This window comes from Kribbella sp. CCNWLW201 (genome assembly GCF_037203805.1).
In the GTDB taxonomy this organism is placed as follows: domain Bacteria; phylum Actinomycetota; class Actinomycetes; order Propionibacteriales; family Kribbellaceae; genus Kribbella.
This window is the reverse complement of the sequence record NZ_JBBCBQ010000001.1, coordinates 1,184,468-1,208,519: the sequence shown is the minus strand read 5'-3', so window position 1 is coordinate 1,208,519 and position 24,052 is coordinate 1,184,468. Positions and strand designations below refer to the sequence as shown.

Genomic DNA, 24,052 nt, shown 5'->3' with positions numbered 1-24,052 from the left:
GTACCGGATGTGTGAGCTGATCAGCAGCTCCCCGGACGAAGGATCTACGCATGGGTAAGCCCGTTCTGAACAGCATGTTGCTCGGCAGCACCGACCCGGAGCGGTTGAAGGCCTGGTACCGCGACGGTTTCCAGGCCGAGGTCGACGGCTACGGCAATCTGAACCTCGGCGGCTTCGGCCTGGTGATCGAACAGCGCGACGACGTCGCCGCGAAGACCGCCGAACCCGGCCGGTGCATCGTGAACTTCGCCGTCGACGACATCGAGGCGGCGGCCGCGCACCTGCGCACCCTCGACGTCGAGTGGCTGGTGCACCCGGAGGACCGCGGGGTCGGCTGGTTCGCCACCCTGATCGACCCGGACGGCAACTACGTCCAGCTCATTCAGATGAAACCGGAGTACTACGCCGGACTCTGAACACAAAGAAACGTCCGCACCGGCCTTGGGGAACCGGTGCGGACGGGGACTTCTGTTCAGATACTGCAATCAGGCGCATTTCAGGGGAGAAAAACGGCGGCAAGCGAGGGGCAGAGCGCCAACGCCCGCTTGCCGCCAACGGCGTCTTCGGATGATCGAGGTGAGGTTCTCGACCGGGTCGCGTGTCCGGGTGGGTTGTCTGGTGAGATACGGAACGCGTGAAGATGCCGGTTGCTTCTCAGCGGGGTGCTACATCCCACATGCGCTCGCCGGGCAGGGGGTCGGGGAGCCGGTCGACGGCGGGCATCGGGTCGTTGGTGACCCGAAGTCCGGCGAACCGACGGCTCATGGCGTGGGCGTACCGCTCGGCCAACGCCGGCTCGGCGTTGTAGTCGGCGATCACGTGCTCACCGAACCAGACTCGCACGCGTCGGCGCTCAGACGTCTGGGTGGCGGTGGCGGTTGTCACTGGTCCTCCTGGCTGTTGCTCGAGGGTGGTCGGCCTCTGATCGCGGAGCGAGCGCGGTGGCGGTGCGCCGTGTGTTCACCGTCACGTCAGATCCAACGGAGGACGTCGACGGTAAGTCACGCACCGATCGCGATTCGGGACAGTTTTTCGAGACCACCCAGGACGCATTCTTCGAGCCTTTGTTCGAATACCAATTCACAGCGTTTCCTCAGGAACGACACGCCGGGCTGTCGGTGGGACTCCGTACGCTGGATTGCGTGACCATCGAAGACGCTGGAACGAAGTCCTTGGCGGTGCCCGAGAGGGTGACCAACGGGGTCGTGCAAGCACCCGATCGGGTCGAGGCCACCGGCCTCGCCGCAGTCCAGACCGAGCACCTGATCAGCGATGTCGGCGACGCGCTCCGCCTGCTCGACGCGGTCGAACGCGTCCGCGGCCACGCTCACCCACTCATCCTCGGTCTGCAGGACGCGGTCGGGATGAAGATGCCGGCGGCACTGACCCTGAGCGCCATCGCGAACGGCCAGAGCACCGCCGAGGCAGTCGCCGAGCAGGTCGGGACGACGACCGGCGAGGCCGAGTTGGCGATCGCCGAGCTCGAGGCGCTCGGCATGGTCCGGACCGAGCCGCGCCTGGTCGTCACCTCACTGGGGCATGCTCGCCTCTCCCAGCTGGACGGTCTGACCGTCCGCGTCCTGGACGTGGTCACCGGCATTCTCGGCCCGACCGACGCCGCCCACCTGGTCCGGTTGCTGCACACCGTTGCCGACGGCCTCGAGTCCGCCGCCGTCACCGCGAACGTCACCCAGCCCTTCTCGCAGGCCGCTCTGCACAACTGAGGCCGAGCCGCTGACAGGTTCGTGTCGAAGGGCGCACGATGGCATCGACGTACCTGATGTCAGTTCCCACTACGAGGGAGGTACGTGATGTTCAAGGACACGAAGGCGTTCAGCACCTTCTCGGCGGACGACATCCAGGCGGCCAAGGAGTTCTACGGCAACACGCTCGGCTTGGACGTCAGCGAGGACCACGGGCTGCTGCGGTTGAACATCGCCGGCGGCAGCACGGTCATGATCTACCCGAAGGACAACCACGTGCCGGCCGAGCACACCGTGCTGAACTTCCCGGTCGACGACATCGAGGCTGCGGTTCGGGAAGCGGCCGGACGAGGGATCACCTTCGAGCGGTACAGCGACGCGCACGACGACCTCGGGATCCTGCGTGACCCGCAAGGCCCGGCGATCGCCTGGTTCAAGGACCCGGCGGGGAACACCCTGGCGATCCTTCAGGAGTGAGGGACCGGGTCGTCGTACTGACCCAAACGACCCTTGTAGCGGGCGCCGTTGACGTAGGGCCAGGAGTACGGCGTGCAGCCGTGCAGGCCCAGCGTCTGTTGCTGCATGACCGGCGCCGGCTGGCCGGGACCCGGGCACAACTCGTGGCCGCGGCCGAGCCGGTGACCGGTCTCGTGGTTGATCATGTACTGCCGGTACGCCGCCAGCGGCGCACCGTAGTTCGGTACGCCGTGCACCCAGCGGGCGATGTTGAGGACGACGCGATCGCCGATCCGGCAACTGGTGTAGCGGTCGTACCCGCCGCCGCAGATGAGGTCGCGCGTCCCCGGCGTCACCAGCATCAGCGTGAAGTCGGCGTTCTGCCCCGGACCGACCTGCTGGAAGCGCCACAGCCCGCCGGACGCCCAGCCCTGCGGTGCGCCGTACGTCGCCCGGACGAACTGGGCCAGCGCGGTCCGGTCGATCCCGGTGATCCCGCCCTCGACCGCGATCTGGAAGGTGAGCAGCCGACCGGCCCGGCCGATGACCGCGGGGTTCCCGGGCAGGACGCCGTACGAGACAGTGCCTCGAGCGGGGTAGGTGATCGCCGGGCGGGGGCGCACCGGCGTCGACTCGGACCGGTCACCGGGCTCGACCGGCTTGACGGGGTGCTCTGCGGCGGCTGCCTTGGTGGACGCTGCCGTTGTGGAAGCGGCCGGGCGCTCGGGGTAGCCGTGGCGGGCGAACGGGCTGGCCGGTAGCTGGTACAGCGCACCGATCGCGACCACGACGGCGACCGCCAACCCGGTCATCCTGACAACACTCCAACGGCGCATCCGGCGAGCTCCTCACAGCGCCCCTCTGAGCGCATTCTCACCCGTTCTTGCCCGTGTGCCCACAAACCCTTCTCAGCTCACGGGGGCCTGGGTCAGCTGAGGCGTAGGCGGAGTGTCGGGTAGCCCGCTTCGATGAAGCCGACGGCGCGGTAGAGGTCGATGCCGTCCGGCGTGGCGTGCAGCTCGATCTGGCCGACTGCGGTCTCGTCGCGGAACCAGTCCATCAACGCGACCACGCAGGCCCGGGCCAGTCCGCGACGGCGGAAGTCGGGCTCGGTGCTGACGTTGTACAGGTGACCGCGCAGCGTGCTGAGGTCCTTCGGGCCCGGCGGGTGGACGTAGACGTTGCCGGCCGCGCCCGCGACCACGCCGACGGCCGGGTCATCGACGACGTACGCCGCGAAGGTCTCCGGTGAGGCGAGTTGCTCGGCGAACCACCGCCGCGCGACCTCGCGCCACGGGGCGTCCGGGCCGCCGACGTCGGCGCCCATCGCCGCGAGCATGAGTCCCCGGAGCCGGACCAGTGCGTCCGCATCGTCCGGCTTGGCCCGCCGTGCCTGAATGTCGGTCACCATCACATCTTGCCAGCCGGAAATCACTGCCGAACTTTTCGTCCGGTCGGTGAATCGAAGAGGGTGGACGCGAACCGGGGACGCGTCCACTGTCTTGCCGCCGACCGCCCAGTGGAGCGCCGTGTCCCCGAGCAGTAGAGCCCGCCGCGCCGCCCGGCCCGGGCGAGCCCGGCGGTCGAAGCCTCGGCAACGGTCCTCGCTGGGCGCGTTGGCGCTCGCGGTCCTCGGTGCCCTCCTCCCCGGTACGGCGTACCTGATCGCGCAGCGCTACCGGCTCGGCGGCGCGGTGACGACGATCAGCCTCGCGTCGTACGGCGCAGCGGCGTACTTCGCCCTGTTGCGCCGGGACGACGTGATCGCTTGGGCCCTCGATCCGGACAAGCTGCTGTGGATGGTCGGCGGACTGGGCGCGGTCGCACTCTGCTGGGTCGTCGTACTCGTCACGTCGTACAAGATGTTGCGGCCGCTCGCAGCGCGGCCCGCGTCGCGGCTGTTCGGGGCGGTGGTGGTCGGGCTCGTGTGCTTCGGCATGGCGTCGAGTACGGCGCTCGGGGCGCAGACTCTGATGGCGCAGCGCAGTCTGGTGCGGAACGTGTTCGGGAACGAGGAGTCGAAGAGCCAGACGCGACCGACGATCACGAACACGAAGGACGTGTGGTCGCAGCTGCCGCGGCTGAACCTGCTGCTGCTCGGCGCGGACGACGGGGAGGGCCGGGACGGGACGCGGACCGACACGGTGATGGTCGCGAGTATCGACACCAAGACCGGCGACACCGCGCTGATCTCGCTGAGCCGGAACTGGATGCGGATGCCGTTCCCGAAGGACTCGCCGCTGTACAAGCTCTACCCGACCGGCTTCTGGAATCCGAACGTCCCGGCGAACCAGGAGGCGAACTACTACCTGGACGCGATGTACCGGAACGTGCCGGCGATGCACAAAGGCATTCTCGGGCCGTCGGACAACGAGGGCGCGGATGTGCTGAAGCTGTCGGTCGGAGAGGCGCTCGGGCTGAAGCTGCACTACTACGTGCAGATCAACCTGGCCGGGTTCGAGCAGCTGGTGACGGCGCTGGGCGGGATCACGGTGAACATCAACTACCCGGTCCCGGTCGGCGGCAACGACGACAAGAACATCCCGCCGAGCCGCTACCTCGAACCGGGCCCGAACCGGAAGCTGAACGGCGCCGACGCCCTCTGGTTCGCCCGCGGCCGCTACCGGGTCCCCACCGCGGACGTCGCCCGCCAGGCACGTCAGCGCTGCACGATCCAGGCGATCGTCGAACGAGCCACCCCACAGAACGTGCTGGCCAACTACCAGTCCATCGCCGAGGCCGGCGAACACCTGATCCGCACCGACATCCCGCAGAAGCTGCTCGCCAACCTGATCACCCTCGGCCAGAAGGTGAAGTCGGCCAAGATCACCAACATCGACCTGGACAAGAAGCGCAACTACCCCAACGGCCGCAACCCCAACTACGCCGCCATGCGCACCCTGATCCAGAACGCCCTCAACCCACCCGCCACCAAACCCCGCCCCACCACCTCCCCGACCCGCCGCCCGACCACCACCACCAAACCCACAACAAAACCAACCACCCCCACCACCCTCACCGAAGCCTGCGCCTACAACCCCGGCCCACCGGGTTGATGCTCCGAGGGGCGGGACGGGGCCTTGACCGGGGGTAGTGTTAGCGCTAACAATTGCGTCGTCCCCGACCGAGACGCCCCATGACCAGCGGAGTTGCGATGTCATCGAACGACGGCCGTCGGCCGCCGGTGATGGCCGATGTGGCGCAGTTGGCCGGCGTCTCGCATCAGACGGTTTCCCGGGTGCTCAACGACCACCCGAACGTGCGCGGCGAGACCCGCGACCGGGTGCTCGCGGCGATCGACAACCTCGGCTACCGGCGGAACCTCGCCGCTCGCGCACTCGTCACCCGGCACAGCCGCACCCTGGGTGTCGTCAGCTTCGACACCACGCTCTACGGCCCGGCCAGCACGCTGTACGGCATCGAGCAGGCGGCCCGGGCGGCCGGATACTTCGTCAGCATCGTCAGCCTGAAGACACTGACCGCGGAGCTCGTCGTCGAGGCCGTCGAGTTCCTGTCCGACCAGGGCGTCGACGGGATCGTCGTGGTCGCACCACAGCGAAGCGCCGCCAGCGCACTCGCCGGGCTCAGGTCACACGTGCCGGTGGTCGCGGTCGAAGGCGGCCAGGCGGGCGAGGCGCCCGCGGTCAGCGTTGACCAGGCCGACGGCGCCCGCCAGGTCGTCGAGCATCTCCTCGGCCTCGGGCACGAGACCGTCTGGCACGTCGCGGGTCCGACCGATTGGCTCGAGGCCGAGGGCCGCCTCGACGGCTGGCGCAAGGCACTGACCGCGGCGGGCCGGCCGGTCCCCGAGCCGCTCGTCGGAGACTGGAGTCCCCGATCCGGGTACGACGCCGGTCGCCGACTGGCCGAGGTACCCGGGCTCACCGCGGTCTTCGTCGCGAACGACCAGATGGCGCTCGGCCTGCTGCGGGCGTTCACCGTGCTCGGTATCCGGGTGCCCGAGCAGATCAGCGTGGCCGGCTTCGACGACATCCCCGAGGCGGAGTTCTTCAATCCGCCGCTGACCACCGTCCGGCAGGACTTCGGCGAAGTCGGCCGGCGCTCCATCGAGATCCTGCTTCGGCGGGTCGAGTCCGGCGCGGACCTGGGCTACGAACAGTCGGTGGTACCAGCCCGGCTGGTGATCCGGGACAGCTCGGGCCCTGCGGCCCGGGCGAAGCAGAGCTGACCAATCGCAACCAAGGAAAGGCTGGAAGATGAGCGATGATGTGAACGCTCACAGCGGCTATGTCATCGGGGTCGACTTCGGCACCCTGTCCGGCCGGGCCGTCGTGGTCCGGGTCGCCGACGGCGCTGAGCTGGGTACTGCGGTGCACGAGTACGAGCACGGCGTGATCGAGGATCGCCTCCCTGGTTCCGGTGTCAAGCTCGGGCCCAGCTGGGCCTTGCAGTCGCCCGAAGACTGGCGCGCCGTACTGCGGAACGCCGTACCGAAGGCTGTTGCCGCGGCGGGCATCCGGGCGGCAGACGTGATCGGCGTCGGCACCGACTTCACCGCGTGCACCGTGCTGCCGGCACTGGCTGACGGTACGCCGTTGTGCGAGGTCGAAGGGCTGGCCGACCGGCCGCATGCCTGGCCGAAACTGTGGAAGCATCACGCGGCACAACCGCAGGCGGATCGCATCAACGCGGTGGCGGCGGAGCTCGGTGAGCCCTGGCTCGCTCTGTACGGCGGAAAGATCTCGTCGGAGTGGGAGTTCGCCAAGGCCTTGCAGGTCCTGCAGGAGGATCCGGACAGCTATGCCCGGGCGGATCGCTGGATCGAGGCCGCCGACTGGATCATCTGGCAGCTCACCGGCACGGAGTCCCGCAACCTCTGCACGGCCGGTTACAAGGGGATCCACACCGACGCGGGCTACCCGTCTCGCGAGTACCTGACCGCGCTCGATCCGGGATTCGCGGACTTCCTCACCAAGCTGGACCACCCGCTGTCGCCGCTCGGCGGCCTGGCCGGACGGTTGTCCGACGAGGCCGCGGCGTGGACCGGACTGCCGGCCGGCATCGCCGTTGCTGTGGGCAACGTTGACGCACACGTCACAGCGGCGGCGGCGAACGCCGTACACAGCGGGCAGATGGTCGCGATCATGGGTACGTCGACCTGTCACATCATGCCGTCGGACCACCTCGCCGAGGTGCCGGGCATGTGTGGCGTGGTGCGGGACGGCATCGTCGACGGGCTGTGGGGTTACGAGGCCGGGCAGTCCGGCGTCGGCGACATCTTCGGCTGGTTCGTCGACACCTCGGTACCGGCGGAGTACCAAGCCGAGGCCGAGCGTCGCGGCATCGGCGTCCACGACTACCTGGTGGAGCTCGCGGAGAAGCAGGCCGTCGGACAGCACGGCCTGGTCGCACTGGACTGGCACAACGGCAACCGCTCGGTGCTGGTCGATCACGACCTGTCCGCCGTGGTCGTCGGTCAGACCCTGGCGACGCGGCCCGAGGACACCTACCGCGCCCTGATCGAGGCGACCGCGTTCGGCGCGCGCCGGATCGTCGAGGCGTTCGAGACGTCCGGGGTCGCCGTACAGGAGTTCATCGTGGCGGGTGGCCTGCTGAAGAACCGCTTCCTGATGCAGGTGTACGCCGATGTCCTGCGCCGGCCGCTGTCGGTGATCGGCTCGGATCAGGGGCCCGCGCTCGGCTCGGCCATCCACGCCGCGGTGGCAGCCGGTGCCTACGCCGATGTACCGGCGGCGGCTGCCGCGATGGGCCGCCGTACCGAGAACTCCTATCTTCCCGACGAAACTCGCGCCGACGGCTACGACCGCCTGTACGCCGAGTATCGCGAACTGCACGACCATTTCGCCGGCACCGCACACGGCGGGAGCGGCGTACTGCACCGGCTGCGGGCGATCCGAAACGAGGCGGCCCGATGAACAAGCTCAGACAAGAACTGGTGACCCTGCACGCGGAGCTGGTCCGCTACAACCTGGTCGCCTGGACGGCCGGCAACGTGTCCGCCCGGGTGCCCGGCGAGGACCTGTTCGCGATCAAGCCGAGCGGTGTCTCGTACGACGACCTGACACCCGAGTCGATGGTGGTCTGCGATCTGGACGGAAACCTGGTCGAAGGTGACCTCGCGCCGTCGAGTGACACCGCCGCGCACGCTTACGTGTACAGGGCGATGCCCGAGGTCGGTGGAGTCGTGCACACGCACTCGACGTACGCGACGGCCTGGGCCGCCCGGGCCGAGCCGATCCCGTGCGTACTGACCGCGATGGCCGACGAGTTCGGCGGCGAGATCCCGGTCGGGCCGTTCGCGCTGATCGGCAACGACGACATCGGCAAGGGCATCGTGGCCACGCTGAGCGGCCACCGCTCGCCCGCCGTCCTGATGCGCAACCACGGCGTGTTCACCATCGGCAAGGACGCCCGGGCCGCGGTCAAGGCCGCCGTCATGTGCGAGGACGTCGCCCGGACCGTGCACGTGGCCCGGACCGGTGGACCGCTGGTGCCGATCGCGCCCGGCGACATCGATGCCCTGTACGACCGCTACCAGAACGTCTACGGCCAACGCTGAAGGAGTCGAGCATGAGTTCCGCAACGACCGAGATCTGGTTCCTGACCGGGAGCCAGGGCCTGTACGGCGAGGAGACGCTGCAGCAGGTCGCGGACCAGTCGCGGCAGGTCGCCGACACACTGGCCGGAGCCGCCGAGATCGGCGCCAAGGTGGTCTGGAAGCCGGTCCTGACCGACGCCGCCGCGATCCGCCGGATCTGCCTGGAGGCGAACGCGGCCGACGAGTGCGTCGGCGTGATCGCCTGGATGCACACGTTCTCCCCGGCGAAGATGTGGATCGCCGGCCTGGACGCACTGCGCACCCCGCTGCTGCATCTGCACACCCAGGCGAATGTCGAGCTGCCGTGGGCGGACATCGACATGGACTTCATGAACCTCAACCAGGCCGCGCACGGCGACCGTGAGTTCGGCTACGTGCAGTCGCGGCTCGGCGTCGCGCGCACCACTGTCGCGGGGCACGCCTCCGATCCCGCCGTACGGCAGCGGATCGGCGTCTGGGCGCGCGCTGCGGCAGGCTTCAACGCGCTGCGGACGACCCGGCTGGCCCGGTTCGGCGACAACATGCGGGATGTCGCCGTCACCGAAGGCGACAAGGTCGAGGCCCAGCTCCGGTTCGGCGTCTCGGTCAACACGTACGGCGTGAACGACCTGGTCGCGGTGGTCGACGCGATCTCCGACGCGAGCATCGACGGCCTGGTGAAGGAATACGCCGACCTGTTCCGGCTGGCGCCTGAGCTCGCCTCCGGCGGCGACCGGCATGAGTCCCTGCGCTACGCGGCCCGGATCGAGCTGGGCCTGCGGTCCTTCCTGGAGGACGGTGGATTCACCGCGTTCACCACGAACTTCGAGGATCTCGGCGGACTGCGGCAGCTGCCCGGACTCGCGGTTCAGCGGCTGATGGCCGACGGCTACGGGTTCGGCGGCGAGGGCGACTGGAAGACCTCGTTGCTGCTCCGCGGCCTGAAGGTTGCTGCTGGCAACAGTCCGGGCGGGACCTCGTTCATGGAGGACTACACCTACAACCTGACGCCGGGTGAGGAGCGGATCCTCGGCGCCCACATGCTCGAGGTCTGTCCGTCGATCGCGGCCGGGACGCCGAGCTGCGAGATCCACCCGCTCGGGATCGGTGGCCGCGAGGACCCGGTCCGGCTGGTCTTCGACGCCACCCCCGGCCCTGCCGTCGTGGTGGGTCTGGCCGACATGGGTGACCGGTTCCGGCTGGTCGCGAACGAGATCGACGTGGTCGCGCCGGACCAGCCGCTGCCGAAGCTGCCGGTCGCCCGGGCCGTCTGGAAGCCGCGGCCGAACCTGCGCACGTCGGCCGAGTGCTGGCTGACCGCGGGCGGTCCGCACCACACCGTCCTGTCGTCGGCCATCGGCACCGAAGAGCTCGAGGACCTGTCCGAGATGCTTCGAACGGAGTTGCTGATCATCGACGCGGACACGACGACCAGGCAGTTCCGCAAGGAGATCCGCTGGAACGCGGCCTACCACCGCCTCGCCCTGGGGCTCTAACTATCCCGTGAGAGCCGCCGTCGCTGATGCGGCGGCGGCTCTCGCGTAGCGGTCGGCACCTGCCCGCGACAGCGGCTGCCGGAGCAAGACGAGTTGGTGGTAGAGCGGCGCGGTCGCGATCATCACCACCTGCTCCGGGTCGGTCGCCGACGGTGCTTCTTTCCGCATGACAAGGAGCGCCTGGCTCCTGAGCGATTCAAGGGCATCTGCACAAATTGGCCGCTCTCGACATCTCCCATGCCTCGGCACGAGCCCGATCATCACTGACAGAACCCAAGTGGTCACGTTCCTCCCCGGCCGGTGCTGACCCACCGCATCCCGCGCGGTCGCGGCCAACTGGAAGGGCAGGCATCCAGCGAGTGGACCTGTTCGCGTGGCATGGCCGACACAGTCTCGCTATCCAGTACTCTTGCCGCGTGACGGCACCATGGGGACCTGCGAATACCGCGGGTAACGAACCGCGACGCTGCGATCTGTGTCGAGAGCCGATCCCAGCCAGCGGCGGCCATGGCTCCGGCCGGTTGTCTGATGGACTCTATTGCAGCCTGCGGTGCTTCGCCCTGAAAGACAATCGATACATTCCCCCACTCCACGGGTCGATTCCCGACGAGCCCCCTAGTGACGATCATGAGTCTTGACCTGCAATCCGATGCTCGCGGCGTATTTCCTTCCCAGATGCTCACTGAAGCGATCAAGCAGGGACACATTTGGGCTGAACACGGTGACATTCCGACCGAAAATGTCCAACCTGCGAGTGTCGACCTTCGCCTCGGCGATGTCGCCTACCGGTTGAGATGCAGCTTCCTTCCAGATAATGACACCGTGGTGAACAAGCTACGTCGCTTCCAGATGGGTGAAGTCGACCTGACGGGCGACGGTGGAATCCTCGAGCAGAACAGACCTTATCTCGTACCTCTCGTTGAGAATTTGCGGTTGCCTACGGGCGTGAGAGGCAAAGCGAACCCTAAGAGTTCGACTGGACGCTTAGATACGTTCACCCGAGTTATCACCGACAACAACTCCCTTTTTGATGAAATTCCATCGGGCTACGACGGTCGCCTTTATCTGGAAATCGTTCCGCGCACCTTTACCATCAAGGTCAGGCATGGCCTAGCATTAAATCAGTTGCGGCTAATGATCGGCAGGACCGAACTGGAGGACGAAGAGATCCTCGACCTCCACCGAGCGTCTCCCTTGCTATTCCGCAACGGGATCGCAATACCGCCAAGTCAGATCGAGGTCAACAATGGCCTTTTCTTGGGCTTGCACCTCGGGCGCCAGAAAGGCGGTGAGGTTGTCGGCTACAGAGCTAAAGAGAATAGCAACTTAGTCGACATGAGTAAGATTAACCATTATCACCATCACACATTCTGGGAGGAAGTCTTTAGCGAGTCCGGCGGCAGGATTGTCCTGGATCCGGAGAAGTTCTATTTGCTTCTATCACAAGATAGCGTCCGCATACCTCCGGAGTACGCAGCGGAAATGACTGCCTATGATCCCACGAGTGGTGAGCTGAGAACTCACTACGCTGGTTTCTTTGATCCGGGTTTTGGGCTCGATCCTGCGACGGGAGAACTTAACGGGAGTCGAGCCGCCCTAGAGGTTAGAGCGCATGACGTACCGTTCGCGGTCGAACACGGACAAAACATTTGCAAGCTGAGTTTCGAGCGCATGATAGCAGTCCCTGATCGACTATATGGCCGAGCTCTCGAGTCGAATTATCAAGGTCAGCAAGTTGCCCTCGGAAAACACTTCAAGCGCGTCCGCGAAAAGCAACTCCCCTCTGCCGCGTTATTCCAATAGTGCAAATCATCTAAGAATCTGGGGTGGCCTGTGCCGGCGACGGCCGATCCGCCTGACGCGGCCACGATTCGACAACGCGGGCCCACGTGCGCATCCCGGACAGCGGAGTAAAAGCCTCGCCGACTGTCAATCGTGTTGCTACAGACGCTCGTAGTCCGGTCTTCACTAGACGAGTCTGGCAGTGCGATCACGCTTCGCGTTTTGAACATGAGGAATCGCTCGCGGTAGTGAGCGGGCGGCAGATGTCAGTTCCTCTGCGGAGAGCCTCGGAGGCGATGTTGCGCAGACACGCCAATCAGCCTCGTGCTAGCGTTCCCGAAACTGTCATATGGTGGACACACCGACCGACGGGCCCAGGGAGGGTGCCTTGCCGAACTCCCATCGAGTGCGAGCAGGTGGAACTCACGAGCGGGCGGAGCATTGCGCCGCCGACTGCGGCTCCTTGCCCGGACACGTGCCCGCCGTAGCCGTCGCCACCGCGAGTCCACTGGGCCGAGAAATCGAGAACTTAGGGCTGGCTAGCTTGGCTGCGAGGGTGGCAGCTGCCGCTCGCAGAGTCCTTGCCGGCCTTGGCATCGATCCCAAGCGCGATTCCAAGGCACTCGAGTCCGCCGAAACCCTCCTCCGAGCTGGCGCTGCAGTCCTGCGGGGCGACAGCGTGCCCCCAGCCGCCGACCAGATCTCTCGCCACGAGAGCTATGCTTTCGCGCGAATCACTCATTCAGCGCTCAGCCACAGAACGAGTCGGCCCGCGGGTCTCGACGACGCCAGACGACGTGAAGCGACTGCCAAGTTGCTCATCGAACTTGCCGACGACCTGAAGGTCCTCCGCACTGAGCCGGCTGATTCACCCGCTGTTGAGCGCTCGGCCAGGGAGCTGAGTCTCGTGTTTGGACGAATAAGCGCGAACGTGCTAAGCGATATGGGAAGCCCCGGCGACTCGATCGGAGGGGCGAGATAAATTCGGACCTCGCGCGGTTGGCTCCCTCATTCGGCCACGAAGCGTACCTGACAACTCTTCATCAACGGATAGAAGCGTTCCGCTCGTATCTGACAGCCCTATCGGGAGAGATCTCTGGCGCTGACCCAGTACTCAGATCAGCGATTGACTCATTCATCGAATATACCGAAAAGCTCGAAGATCAGTCGAATCAGCTCATTATCGGTGACGTTGACCTGTTCTCCGCACTGCAGCCATATCTGATCCATCTCCGCAACGTCGAGAAGGTTGCAGATCAACTGTTCAGCCGGGGGCACGCTGTGGCCGTCCCGAGATCACTCAGGTCCGCCGCTACGCGCGAACTGCGGCAATTAGGCCTAGACAATCGGCGACCGGTGATCGTAATTGGTCCACCACAGAACTTCGAGACATTCATAACCGATCTCCGCGACTACATGTTCAGCATTCTGGATCTAGTCGAAGTCAGGCCGAGCAGCGAAGTTCTGGCGATGATTTGCCTGCCTTATCTTGAGGGAACGCAGGCGCTATGGCAACCGGTGACGATGGGGCACGAGCTTGCCCACTTGGCCGAGAGCGAACATAGTGTCGTTGCGAGTCTTGATTCTGATACCTGGATTACACGCGAGATGGTCGATGACATCGACTTCGAGCGTCTGCCCACATGGCTCGACGCCTCCCTTGACATCGTTCAAGAGGTAAGGGAAGTTCTCAAGAGTTGGATCCGGGAAGTTGTGTGTGACTTACACACCATCCGCCGGTTCGGCCCAGCGGGATTTGCGGCGATTGCCGAATTCCTATCCAGCATTGGAGCGCTCTACAACGTTTCCGTATCTCACCCGCCTGGGAGTTTCCGAATCTACTGCATGTGCCGGCTTCTTGGCGAGGACCTTGGCGCGTACGTGGACGTGGTTGGCACCTGGCGAGAGTTTGAGTCAGATCTACTTGAAGAACCCGAGCGTGAACTGCCAGCTATTCTTTCTAGCTGCATTCGGGATCACTTTGACCTCATCAAAAGTGCTGCCGAATCTCTTACATCGGCTACATACGACTGGCGAGGACGCCAAGAGATCGCCGTGGAGCTTAGTAAGAGTCTAATTGAGTACATACCTGCCGTAGATTCCGGCGACCCGGAGAACGGGCGAGCGAGGCAAGAGGACCTACTTAACGCCGGATGGCTCGCTCGAGTACATCATGAGCGGAAGATCCCGCGGCAGGTACGCAGTCGGGCACTTGTAATGCTGGATCGTGTGATTTCTAAGTCCCTCAGTGACCTAGACTTTCTGTCACTCTGGGACGAGGCTGGCACGGCCTTGGCCGAAGACCAGGGAGCTGACAACCCCGGAGAGGACTTCGCGTCGAGCGAAAGTGGCCTCTCATACGGGCCGGTGCTCGATCAGTCGCCACCTGTAGCGACTGGCGCACTCCCGGCAGACGAAATCATGCGCCGCCTTCGACCCAGCGTTCCTATCGAGGCTACTCCAGTCGCTCCCATCATTGTCACGCCGTTCTTCACTGCGGCTGCCCAGGGTGCTGCGTTGGACCTTCGGTTATCGACAAAGTTCATTATATTCCGCCGGGCCGGTACCCCGATGTTCGACTCTCTTGATCCGGATCAAGACCCGAGAGAGATGCAGGAACTCGTCGAGAAGGACTGGGCGGGACAGTTCATACTTCACCCTCTTGAGCTAGTCCTAGCGGCGACACATGAGTACATTTCGATGCCACCAGACTTGACAGCTCAGGTCATCACGCGCTCGTCCCACGGTAGATTAGGGTTATTGTCAGCCACAGCAGTACAGGTCCACCCGTACTTCAGAGGGTGCCTCACGCTTGAATTGGTCAATTTGGGTCAAATGCCGCTAGCTCTTACACCGGGCGAGCGCATAGCGCAACTGGTCTTCTACCCCGTAAAGCCGGCTCCCTCGGAACCGTCTCGAAAATATGACTATCCCACGGGACCTCAATTCTCGCGCGTCCGCCACGATCGTGATCTCAACCGTCTTAGAACCATGCGGAACCTCCGTCGAACTACAATGCCTTACATCTGAGCACGCTCGGCCGACGTTCTATGACGTAGCTTGTTGATTGATTGGGATCGCCGTCTCGTTCTGTGCACGAAAATTTCACTGCCTTGGTCGCGAAACATCTACTGGGATTGATCAGGTTCAGCAGTCGGCCACAATACTCAGTGCCGCGATGCTATTCATCTCAACTTCTCTCAATGTCCCCCGGATCTCCTGAATATAAATATGCTTATCTTTGATCAGCAGTGGGCTTCCACATATTGGCTGTGGTGTTGGTTGGCTCGATGTCGCTACTAGACCGACGCGTAAGTAGAAATTCGCACCAGGCAACACTGGCGCGTTCCAGTAGAGCAGTGTGGCGGCAGACAGCATCACTACCGCAGAGACCGTTAATCGTTTCGCCCAATTTAGATGCCCAACAGCCTTTCTCGCGAGACCAGCGCGATACGGCTTTACGCCACCCTCGTACTCAATTTCAGCGACATCGACGGACCTCGGGGTACCAAACGCAGCCTTCAACGATAGCCAGGCGCCCGCAAGCGCAAGACTCAGGCAAAGTACGAGCATGATTGACACAGACCACCGAGCCCATGGAACGATCTTGGATATAGATTCTGGGCCTTTGAGAAAGAGAACAGTTGCGACCAGGGCAAGCAAGCCAGCCAATCCTGTGCGCCAATTCTCTGCGGTCTTGCGAACGGTATCGAGCTGTTCTGCGGCCAGATCCTCGACGTCATGAGGTTTCGGCGTCGCCGCCTTCTCTCCCTGTTCGGTCGGACTATCACTCGAGCCGCTCATTGTATGCGTCCGCCCGCCCGTCGGGCACTGACGCGAAATCGCGCTCCGCAGGACTTGTTTGGAATGGGTTGACCTGGATGGTCGCCGGCACAGTTGCATTTCATTGGCCAGGTGACCTCTCCTGCTACTGCGTTCACATCCCGGCCAAGTCCAGCCCGCAAGAGTTCTCGCTCAGCATCTGGCCTCACAGCTCTTCCTACTCCCGAGACGACGATGATCAACGCATGATCGTCCTCGATATGGTGATCGCATCGCGGACAGACGCCATCTGCCATCGCGTAACTTCCGTTAGGCACCACCCACGTCCTAATCGTATTCCTCGCTCGTTCATCGAGGTCCGGGCTGCTCGTTGGTTCCCAGGGAAGTATCGCTCCCTGGGAGTCCGTAGTGCCATCCTTCATGATCACATCCTTAATCGAGTGGGTTCTGATTGCGGTGACCGCGTCACGTTAACCTATCTGTTGTCATTTTGTGATCCTACCCATAGCAACATTCTCTCGCCTCGACGAGCTCCGCGAGCCCCGTTCCTATCTATTCAGAATGAGATATCCGAGACTCCGAGTGCCGTGTCCAACTCGAGCAGGTTCGAGCCGACAGGATCTGTTGCATTTGTGCAGTACTCCGGGTGAACGCAACGTTGTTGCTAAGCGACCTCCACTGTGCCGCGAGGACGCCTCTACTAGACTATTGCCGAGGCAATCGAGCCCGAGCGAGCGACAGTCCTCCTACGGCTCAGGCCAGCCAGTCTGCTTATCTCCCATGGGCAGCTGACGCTTCCTTCGCGCCTGCGGCGGCGGCTCTCGCGTAGCGGTCGGCACCTGCCCGCGACAGCGGTTGCCGAAGCAAGACGAGTTGGTGGTAGAGCGGCGCGGTCGCGATCATCACCACCTGCTCCGGATCGGTCGCCGGATCCACTTCACCCCGTACGACGGCACGTCGTACGACGACCGCACTCCGGCGATACCGATCCGCCCAGAACGCGGTGAGCGCCTCCGCGGCCTCAGGCGTGCGGAACGACGCGGCGATCACCGCCTGCGTGATCGACGGACGCTCCGTGAGGGCCGCATGCACCTCGCGGTTGAGCTTGACCAGATCACCCTCGAGCGACCCGGTGTCGGCCGGCTCCCACGAGTCGTCGAGCCCCGCCTGCAGCAGGTCGACGAGCAACCCGGCGACCGTCTTCCAGCGCCGATACACAGTCGTCCGGTGTACGCCGGACCGGGCCGCGACCCCGTCGATCGTCAGACCGTCGTACCCATGCTCGACGAGCTCGGCCTCGACCGCCGCCAGCACGTCCGCCCGCACCCGAGCAGTCCGGCCACCCGGCCTGCTTGCGCGTTCGCCCGTCGTCATGGCATCATCTTAACGCAACAGTCGTCGCATTAGTGGAGGCAGCAGTGATCTTCTGACCCCGGCCCGTTCCCAGTGAACCCCGCGCGCGTCAGAGAGGATCCGTATGCCTACCCAGCTGTCCCTGCACGACATCACCAAGTCCTACGACCACCGCCTGGTGCTCGACCAGATCACCTGCGCCTTCCCACCGGGACAGGTCAGCGGCCTGATCGGCGAGAACGGTTCCGGCAAGTCGACCCTGTTGCGCATCGCAGCCGGTCTCGAGCCGCCGACCGACGGCGCGACAGTCGTAGCCGGAAGCATCGGCTTCCTTGCCCAGGACAACCCGTTGCCACTCCACCGGGACGTGGCCGCACTCGCCGACCACGCCCTCGCGGACCTCCGCCGGATCGAGTCCCGGCTCCGCGAGCTCGAGCAACTGCTCGCTGCCGGCCACGACGTCCTCGACGAGTACGGCGACCTCCAGACCGCCTTCGAGGTTCGTGAGGGCTACGACGCGGACGCCCGGTTCGCCCGAGCCACCCATGGCCTGGGCCTCAGCAACCTGCCCGGCGATCGAGTGCTGTCCACACTCTCCGGCGGCGAACTCGCTCGCCTGCACCTGGCCGCCGTACTCGCGTCCTCCCCGAGATCCTGCTGCTCGACGAGCCGACCAATCACCTGGATCTGGATGCGGCCACCTGGCTGGAGGCTCACCTCCGATCGCGGCGGGGCACGACCGTCGTGGTCTCGCACGACCGAGCCTTCCTGGAACAGGTCGCGTCGACGCTGTTCGAGATCGACGGCGACACGCATCAACTGACGAGATATGGCAACGGTTACCAGGGTTACCTGACCGAGAAGGCCGCCGAGCGTGCCCGGATCGAGCAGGCCCGCCAGCTCTGGGAGGACGACGTCGCCGCGATGCGCGTGACCGTCCGGACCACGGCCGACCGCGTCTCGCACCGGGGCGCGATGAAGGACAAAAACAAGGTCGCGTACGACCGGGCGACCGGTCGCGTCAACGAGGCCGAGCGCAGCAAGATCCGCAACGCGAAGGAACGTCTCCGCCGCCTGGAGGACGATCCACCACCGGTGCCGGCGAAGCCGCTGCGGTTCACCGCTTCCCTGCGTACGACGGGATCGCCGTCCGGCCTGGATGCGGTCGGGGTCTTGGTGGCCGACCGACTTCAGCCGATCTCGGTCGAGGTCACCGGGCGACTGCTGATCACCGGACCGAACGGCGTCGGCAAGTCCACGCTGCTCGACGTACTCGCCGGGCGACTCCAGCCGGACTCCGGGTACGTCGAACGCCGCGGCCGACTCGGCTACCTCCCACAGGAGACGACCGAGGCCCATCCAGATCGCAGGTTGCGCGAGGTGCTGACCGACACGATGGGCTTGTTCAAGGCAGACCAACTACAGACCCGGGTCGGCGAACTGTCCACAGGTCAACGCCGCCGACTCGCCCTGGCCCGCCTGCTCAGCACGCCGTACGACGTCCTGTTGCTCGACGAACCCACAAACCACTTGTCGCTCGCGCTGGTGGAGGAACTGGAGGCAGCGCTCGACCGGTACGCCGGTGTGCTCGTCGTGGTCAGCCACGACCGCCGGTTCAACTCCCGCTGGCGCGGCGACGTCCTCGATCTGAAGGAGTCCTGCCTTGTCAGTCACTGAGTTCACCGTTGCCGGACCGAGCGAGGGTCCATACGGCGTTGCCATCGCCAAGGGCGAGGTGTGGACGACGCTCGTCCACGCCGGTGTGGTCGCTCAATTGTCCGGATCCCGCCTCGACCTGGAGGCCCCCGGCTCGCGGCCGAGCGTGATCGTGCCGGGTCCGGACGATCTCCTGTGGTTCACCCGCAGCGGTGACAACCGGATCGGGCGATCGGATGGAGTGTCGTTCGAGGTGCCGGGGTCGCCGTACGGGATCTGCGTCGGCCCTGATGGCGCGGCGTGGTTCACGTTGATGGACACGGATCACGTCGGACGCGTGACGGTCGACTGTGACGTGGAGACGTTCCCGATCGGGACGACCGGGGCGTTTCCGGCGATGATCACCGCGGACGACGAGCTGTGGTTCACGCTCAACCAGGGCAACGCGATCGGGCGGATGACCACGACCGGCGACGTGACGACGTACCCGTTGCCCACCGAAGCGGCCGGGCCGGTCGGGATCAGCGCCGGCGCCGAAGCCGTCTGGTTCGTGGAGATCCTCGCCGACCAGGCGGGCCGGATCAGGCCCGACGGGACGATCGAGGAGTTCGCGCTGCCGGCCGGTTCGAAACCGCATGCGGTCGTGACGACGGACGACGGCGGGTGCTGGATCACCCTGTGGGGCGCGGCCGCGGTCGCGCGGTTGGATGCCGCGGGCAACCTGATCGAACAGATCGGCTTGGGCGAGGGTTCCGAGCCGCACGGGCTGGCGCTGGACGTCGACGGATCGGTCTGGGTCGCGCTCGAGAAGGGTTCCGTTGCTCACATTCAACCGTGAGAGTGAGGGGGTTCACTCTCCGGAAGGAGGACCGATCCCGGCAGGCGGGAGCAGAGTGGTGTCGTGACCACGACGGTGGGAGTTCGCACAGCGGCACCGCGCGTTCGGGATGTGCTGGCGGTCGGACGGCCTGCCTTCTGGGTCGTGTCGATCGTGCCGTACTACGTCGGCATCCTGCTGGCGACGCGTCAGCTCGTTCCGCCCCTCGAGGACTGGCCGCGACTCATCGTCGGGGCCGTCGTGATGGGCCCGCTGGTCTGGCTCGCGGTGCTCGCGATCAACGACGCGTACGACCTGCCGAGCGACCGACTGAATCCCCGCAAGGCGAAGTCCCCGCTGCTCGACGGCCGCATCACCTTGCGAGCAGTCAAGCGGCTCGCGTTCGCCGCCGCGGTCGCAGCGGTGGGGATCAGCCTGCATGTCGGGATCGTGTTCGCACTTGGTGTGCTGCTCGCGGTGCTCCTCGGTTACGCGTACAGCGTGCCGCCGGTGCGGTTGAAGACGCGGGCCGGCTTCGACGTCGCGGTCAACGCGCTCGCACTCGGCGCGTTCGGACCGCTCGCCGGGTGGGCGGCCGTGAATCCCGACCTCAGCGACTTCCCGTGGCTGATGGGCCTGCAGGGCACGCTGGCCGCGGTCGGTCTGTACCTCCCGACAACGCTCGCCGATCTCGAAGCCGACCGGGCCGCCGGCTATCACACGATCGCGGTCCGCTTCGGCGCGCGAACGACGTACCTGCTGGGGTTCGGCGCCTGGATCGCGGCGGCGGCGTTGTCAGTGATTCTGGCCGCGACCGGCACGATCATCCCGCGCAGCATGCTGGCGCTCGAGGTGGTGATGGTGCCGGTGCTGATCGCGGCGTACTGGCGGCTGATCGGGCCGCGGCAGTCGTTCAGGGGGATCATCGTGCTGGCCTCGCTGTTCCTCTTCCCCTGCGGCACCTTCGCGCTGACCTATACCGGGGTGCTGTATATCTAACAGTGCTGTTACATTGGATATAACAGCACTGTCAGATCAGAGGAGCCGCTGATGTATCCCGAGATCGAGCCGTACGACCACGGCCTGCTCGACGTCGGTGACGGGCACCGCGTCTACTGGGAGGTCTGCGGTAACCCGGACGGCAAGCCGGCCCTGGTGATCCACGGCGGACCTGGTTCCGGGGCCGGTGCCTCGTGGCGGCGGTACTTCGATCCGTCGGCGTACAAGGTGGTTCTGTTCGACCAGCGGAACTGCGGCCGCAGTACGCCGGATGCCGCCGATCCGGACGTGGATCTCAGCACCAACACCACGGCCCACCTGATTGCGGACATGGAGCAACTGCGGTCGATGCTCGGCATCGGCAAGTGGCTTCTGTTGGGTGCGTCCTGGGGCGCGACGCTCGGTTTCGCGTATGCCGAGCAGCACCCGGAAGCGGTCTCGGAGATCGTTCTGTTCAGTGTCACCAACACGACCCGGCGTGAGGTCGAGTGGATCACCCGGGACATGGGCCGCATCTTCCCGGAGGAGTGGGCCCGCTTCCGCGACGGCGTACCGGAAGATCAGCGGGACGGGAACCTGGCGTTGGCCTACAGTCGCCTCTTGCACGACTCGGATCCCGCCGTCCGGGACAAGGCGTCGCGGGACTGGTGTGACTGGGAGGACACTCATGTCCGGACGCATCCGGGCTGGAAGCCGGACTCCCGGTACGACGACCCGGTCTTCCGGCTGCGACTCGCCCGACTGGTCACGCACTACTGGGGTCACGCGGCCTGGCTGGACGAAGACGTCCTGATGCGGGAGGCCGGCAAGTTGGGCGGGATCCCCGGCGTCTTGATCCACGGCCGGTTGGACATCAGTAGCCCGGCGGACATCGCCTGGCGGATGGCTCAGGCGTGGCCGGATGCCGAGCTCCACCTGGTCGAGCAGGAAGGGCACGGCGCCGGTGGAAGCAGGACGAACGAGCTGATCCTGGCGGCGCTGGACCGGTTCGCCCGCTGAGCTTCACTAATAGGGCAAAGATTTGATCACTGATCTTTACATCGATAAAGCGGCCCGGAACCCTAGGGTGGCATGACTCTGACCCGCCCGGAGCTCGTGACCGACTACACCCTCAGCCGGTCCGCCATCGCCCACTTCGCCGAGCACGGTTTCGTGAAGCTGAAGAACGTGCTCAGCGCGGAGACCATCGCGGCGTACGAGCCGGAGATCACCGGCAAGGTGATCGAGCTGAACACCCAGCACCTGCCGCTGGAGGAGCGCGACACCTACGGGAAGGCGTTCCTGCAGGTGATGAACCTGTGGCAGGACAGCGAGCAGGTGCTCGAGTTCGTGTCGTCCCCGCGCTTGGCGCGGATCGCGGCGCAACTGCTGGGTGTGCAGTCGGTCCGGCTGTACCACGACCAGGCGCTGTACAAGGAGTCCGGCGGCGGGGTCACGCCGTGGCACGCGGACCAGTACTACTGGCCGTTCGCGACCGACCGCTGTGTGACGGTGTGGGTGCCGCTGCAGGAGACGCCGATGGAGATGGGTCCGCTGTCGTTCGCCGCGGGCAGTCACATCTTCGAGCACGGCCGGGACCTGCCGATCAGCGACGAGTCGGAGCGGGTGCTGCAGGAAGCACTGGCCGAGCAGGACTTCGCCGAGATCTCCGAGCCGTACGAACTCGGCGAGGTCAGCTACCACCTCGGCTGGACGTTCCACCACGCGCCGCCGAACCAGACCGACGTACCGCGCCGGGTGATGACGATCATCTACGTCGACGCCGCAATGGAGATCGCGCCACCGGTCAACCGCTTCCAGGAGGCCGACCTCGCCACCTGGATGCCCGGCAACCAACCCGGCGAACAGGTGTCCTCGCCCCTGAATCCCGTTCTCTACTGATCAGAGCGTCCGCTTCTGCGGGTAGATCGTCTCGCCGCGAGCGAGTTGCTCGACCAACTGCGCGATCCGCCGCACCCTGGTCTCCGGGCGTTTCGGCGACGTCACCCGGTACACGACCGCGAACCGGTTGGCGCTGGTCAGGATGTCGAACATCGCCTGCGCTCTCGGTTCGGCGGCGAGTGCCTCGGCCAGGTCGGCCGGGACCTCGAGGTCACGGGAGCCGCCGTACGCTGCCTCCCACCGTCCGTCCGCCTTGGCGCGTTCGACCTGCTCGCGGCCGGCGGGAACCATCCGGCCCTCACTTTCCAGCCGCGCGATGATCCCCACGTTCCGTTTGGACCAGATACTGCGGGCGCGCCGCGGCGTGAAGCGCTGCAGGAAGGTGTGCTCGTCGCGCCCCATCCGCTGACCGTCGATCCAGCCGTGGCACAGCGCTTCGTCGAGAGCCTGGTCGTAGCTGAGGCTGGTCGGCGTCAGCACGTTCTTCTTCGCGAGCACCAGCCAGATCCCGTCGTTGGCCTGGTGATGCTCGCTGAGCCACGCGTGCCAGGCGTCCGCATCGGGGACGACGAGTTCGGCGGTCATGAGGCGGCTGTGCTGTAGCGGGTGGCCAGGTGGGCGGCGGCGGTTTTGAGTTCCTGGGGTCCGACGAATTCGAGGTCGCACTCGAACATGCCGAAGGTGGCGGCCAGGCCGGTCCAGGACCAGGCGGACAGGATGAGCCGGCAACTCGTCGGCGTGATCTCCTCGACGATCGCGCCGCGGCCGGCCCACTGGACGATGTCCGAGGCCTTCGCCTGCAGGATCGCCTCACCGCGGCACGCCAACTGCTGATCGGTCTTGAACTGGTTCGAGATGTACGTCGCCACATCCGGCGCCGGAAGCTCACGCGGGGTGAACCGCGGACCGGTCGGTGTCTTCGGCGTCATCCGGTCGACCCGGAACGTCCGCCAGTCCTTCCGATCGAGATCCCAGCCGACCAGGTACCACCTGCCGCCCCATGTCACCAGGTGGTGCGGCTCCACCTTCCGCGGCGGCAGCCACTCCTTCTCCTCGTCCGCCGGACGCGGTGACGCGTAGTCGAACCGCAGTACCTCCCGGGCCCGGACCGCCGTACCGATCGCGATCAGCTGGTTCGAATCCACCTTGGTACGACGGGTGTCGGCGTACCGGTCGACCGTCGTCACCTGGAGTGCGTCAACCCGTTGCCGCAGCCGGGCCGGCATCACCTGGCGGACCGTGGCGAGCGCGCGCAGCGCACCCTCCTCGATGCCGGTGACCGTGGTCGTCGCGGTCTGCAGGGCGACCGCGACCGCGATCGCCTGGTCGTCGTCGAACAGCAGCGGGGGCAGGTCCGCGCCCGCGTCGAGGCGGTAGCCGCCGTCCGGTCCCTTGGTCGCGCGCACGGGATAGCCGAGGTCGCGCAACCGGTCGACGTCGCGGCGGACGGTGCGCGGGCTGACCTCGAGTCGTTCGGCCAGCAGCGCGCCCGGCCAGTCGCGGCGGGCCTGCAACAGGGACAGCAGCGAGAGGAGTCGAGCCGAGGTTTCGGACATGAGTTCAGATT

Annotated in this window: 24 protein-coding genes; 16 read left to right on the top strand and 8 right to left on the bottom strand. The window is 65.6% G+C overall.

Features of this window, described 5'->3' with window-relative positions; genetic code table 11:
- Positions 1-50: 50 nt before the first annotated feature.
- Positions 51-416 (top strand): VOC family protein, encoded by a 366-nt coding sequence (locus V9K99_RS05765; protein ID WP_337000362.1) that lies wholly within the window; start codon positions 51-53, stop codon positions 414-416.
- 238 nt (positions 417-654) lie between these two features.
- Here the strand turns inward: V9K99_RS05765 and V9K99_RS05760 are convergent, their stop codons facing one another.
- A complete protein-coding gene (locus V9K99_RS05760; protein ID WP_012924486.1) occupies positions 655-885 on the bottom strand; it encodes a hypothetical protein in 231 nt (76 codons plus the stop codon).
- Positions 886-1,142: 257 nt separating this feature from the next.
- Here V9K99_RS05760 and V9K99_RS05755 point away from each other — a divergent pair, with 257 nt between their 5' ends.
- Together V9K99_RS05755 and V9K99_RS05750 are read left to right on the top strand one after the other, a co-directional pair.
- Positions 1,143-1,724, top strand: a complete 582-nt coding sequence (locus V9K99_RS05755; protein ID WP_337000363.1) for a MarR family transcriptional regulator — start codon at positions 1,143-1,145, stop codon at positions 1,722-1,724.
- Between the two features lie 87 nt (positions 1,725-1,811).
- Positions 1,812-2,180 carry a VOC family protein gene (locus V9K99_RS05750; RefSeq protein ID WP_337000364.1) on the top strand — a complete coding sequence of 123 codons (369 nt, stop codon included), beginning with the start codon at positions 1,812-1,814 and terminating at the stop codon, positions 2,178-2,180.
- Here the strand turns inward: V9K99_RS05750 and V9K99_RS05745 are convergent.
- Both V9K99_RS05745 and V9K99_RS05740 read right to left on the bottom strand, forming a co-directional pair.
- Positions 2,171-2,971, bottom strand: a complete 801-nt coding sequence (locus V9K99_RS05745; protein ID WP_337000365.1) for a DUF3152 domain-containing protein — start codon at positions 2,969-2,971, stop codon at positions 2,171-2,173. The genes V9K99_RS05750 and V9K99_RS05745 overlap by 10 nt on opposite strands.
- Before the next feature lie 116 nt (positions 2,972-3,087).
- A complete protein-coding gene (locus tag V9K99_RS05740; protein WP_337322883.1) occupies positions 3,088-3,567 on the bottom strand; it encodes a GNAT family N-acetyltransferase in 480 nt (159 codons plus the stop codon).
- A 121-nt stretch (positions 3,568-3,688) separates the two neighbouring features.
- Here V9K99_RS05740 and V9K99_RS05735 point away from each other — a divergent pair, with 121 nt between their 5' ends.
- The 5 genes from V9K99_RS05735 (at position 3,689) to araA (ending at position 10,214) form a co-directional block, all read left to right on the top strand.
- Entirely contained in the window at positions 3,689-5,215 is a 1,527-nt protein-coding gene (locus V9K99_RS05735; protein WP_337000367.1) for an LCP family protein, read from the top strand.
- A 98-nt stretch (positions 5,216-5,313) separates the two neighbouring features.
- Positions 5,314-6,348 (top strand): LacI family DNA-binding transcriptional regulator, encoded by a 1,035-nt coding sequence (locus V9K99_RS05730; protein ID WP_337000368.1) that lies wholly within the window; start codon positions 5,314-5,316, stop codon positions 6,346-6,348.
- 28 nt (positions 6,349-6,376) lie between these two features.
- A complete protein-coding gene (gene araB, locus V9K99_RS05725; protein WP_337000369.1) occupies positions 6,377-8,056 on the top strand; it encodes a ribulokinase in 1,680 nt (559 codons plus the stop codon).
- Complete coding sequence (locus tag V9K99_RS05720) at positions 8,053-8,700, top strand: L-ribulose-5-phosphate 4-epimerase (RefSeq protein ID WP_337000370.1); 648 nt, start codon at positions 8,053-8,055, stop codon at positions 8,698-8,700. Before araB ends, V9K99_RS05720 begins: the two co-directional genes overlap by 4 nt.
- 11 nt (positions 8,701-8,711) lie before the next feature.
- Positions 8,712-10,214 carry an L-arabinose isomerase gene (gene araA / locus V9K99_RS05715; protein ID WP_337000371.1) on the top strand — a complete coding sequence of 501 codons (1,503 nt, stop codon included), beginning with the start codon at positions 8,712-8,714 and terminating at the stop codon, positions 10,212-10,214.
- Here the strand turns inward: araA and V9K99_RS05710 are convergent, their stop codons facing one another.
- Complete coding sequence (locus V9K99_RS05710; RefSeq protein WP_337000372.1) at positions 10,215-10,382, bottom strand: hypothetical protein; 168 nt, start codon at positions 10,380-10,382, stop codon at positions 10,215-10,217.
- Between the two features lie 459 nt (positions 10,383-10,841).
- On the opposite strand from V9K99_RS05710, the gene V9K99_RS05705 reads away from it, so the two are divergent.
- Together V9K99_RS05705 and dcd are read left to right on the top strand one after the other, a co-directional pair.
- Positions 10,842-12,017: a 2'-deoxycytidine 5'-triphosphate deaminase gene (locus V9K99_RS05705; RefSeq protein WP_337000373.1), complete on the top strand. Its 1,176-nt coding sequence runs from the start codon at positions 10,842-10,844 to the stop codon at positions 12,015-12,017.
- A 978-nt stretch (positions 12,018-12,995) separates the two neighbouring features.
- On the top strand, positions 12,996-15,026 hold the full coding sequence (gene dcd / locus V9K99_RS05700) for a dCTP deaminase (protein WP_337000374.1): 2,031 nt from the start codon (positions 12,996-12,998) through the stop codon (positions 15,024-15,026).
- 117 nt (positions 15,027-15,143) lie between these two features.
- On the opposite strand, the gene V9K99_RS05695 is transcribed toward dcd, so the two are convergent.
- Entirely contained in the window at positions 15,144-15,800 is a 657-nt protein-coding gene (locus V9K99_RS05695; protein WP_337000375.1) for a hypothetical protein, read from the bottom strand.
- 750 nt (positions 15,801-16,550) lie between these two features.
- Positions 16,551-17,153, bottom strand: coding sequence for a TetR/AcrR family transcriptional regulator (locus V9K99_RS05690; protein WP_337000376.1), 603 nt, complete (start codon positions 17,151-17,153; stop codon positions 16,551-16,553).
- Between the two features lie 103 nt (positions 17,154-17,256).
- Between V9K99_RS05690 and V9K99_RS05685 the strand changes: the two genes are divergently transcribed.
- From V9K99_RS05685 to V9K99_RS05660, 6 genes are all read left to right on the top strand, one after another.
- Positions 17,257-17,955, top strand: a complete 699-nt coding sequence (locus tag V9K99_RS05685; protein WP_337000377.1) for an ATP-binding cassette domain-containing protein — start codon at positions 17,257-17,259, stop codon at positions 17,953-17,955.
- Entirely contained in the window at positions 17,877-18,809 is a 933-nt protein-coding gene (locus V9K99_RS05680) for an ATP-binding cassette domain-containing protein (RefSeq protein WP_337000378.1), read from the top strand. The genes V9K99_RS05685 and V9K99_RS05680 overlap by 79 nt, the downstream gene beginning before the upstream one ends.
- Positions 18,796-19,626: a Vgb family protein gene (locus tag V9K99_RS05675; RefSeq protein ID WP_337000379.1), complete on the top strand. Its 831-nt coding sequence runs from the start codon at positions 18,796-18,798 to the stop codon at positions 19,624-19,626. The genes V9K99_RS05680 and V9K99_RS05675 overlap by 14 nt, the downstream gene beginning before the upstream one ends.
- 63 nt (positions 19,627-19,689) lie before the next feature.
- On the top strand, positions 19,690-20,604 hold the full coding sequence (locus V9K99_RS05670) for a UbiA prenyltransferase family protein (protein ID WP_337000380.1): 915 nt from the start codon (positions 19,690-19,692) through the stop codon (positions 20,602-20,604).
- A 51-nt stretch (positions 20,605-20,655) separates the two neighbouring features.
- Positions 20,656-21,603 carry a prolyl aminopeptidase gene (gene pip, locus V9K99_RS05665; protein ID WP_337000381.1) on the top strand — a complete coding sequence of 316 codons (948 nt, stop codon included), beginning with the start codon at positions 20,656-20,658 and terminating at the stop codon, positions 21,601-21,603.
- A gap of 72 nt (positions 21,604-21,675) precedes the next feature.
- Positions 21,676-22,485 carry a phytanoyl-CoA dioxygenase family protein gene (locus V9K99_RS05660; RefSeq protein ID WP_337000382.1) on the top strand — a complete coding sequence of 270 codons (810 nt, stop codon included), beginning with the start codon at positions 21,676-21,678 and terminating at the stop codon, positions 22,483-22,485.
- Here the strand turns inward: V9K99_RS05660 and V9K99_RS05655 are convergent, their stop codons facing one another.
- Positions 22,486-23,070, bottom strand: a complete 585-nt coding sequence (locus V9K99_RS05655; RefSeq protein WP_337000383.1) for a YdeI/OmpD-associated family protein — start codon at positions 23,068-23,070, stop codon at positions 22,486-22,488.
- Positions 23,067-24,041 carry a helix-turn-helix transcriptional regulator gene (locus V9K99_RS05650; RefSeq protein ID WP_337000384.1) on the bottom strand — a complete coding sequence of 325 codons (975 nt, stop codon included), beginning with the start codon at positions 24,039-24,041 and terminating at the stop codon, positions 23,067-23,069. Before V9K99_RS05650 ends, V9K99_RS05655 begins: the two co-directional genes overlap by 4 nt.
- Between the last annotated feature and the right edge of the window lie 11 nt (positions 24,042-24,052).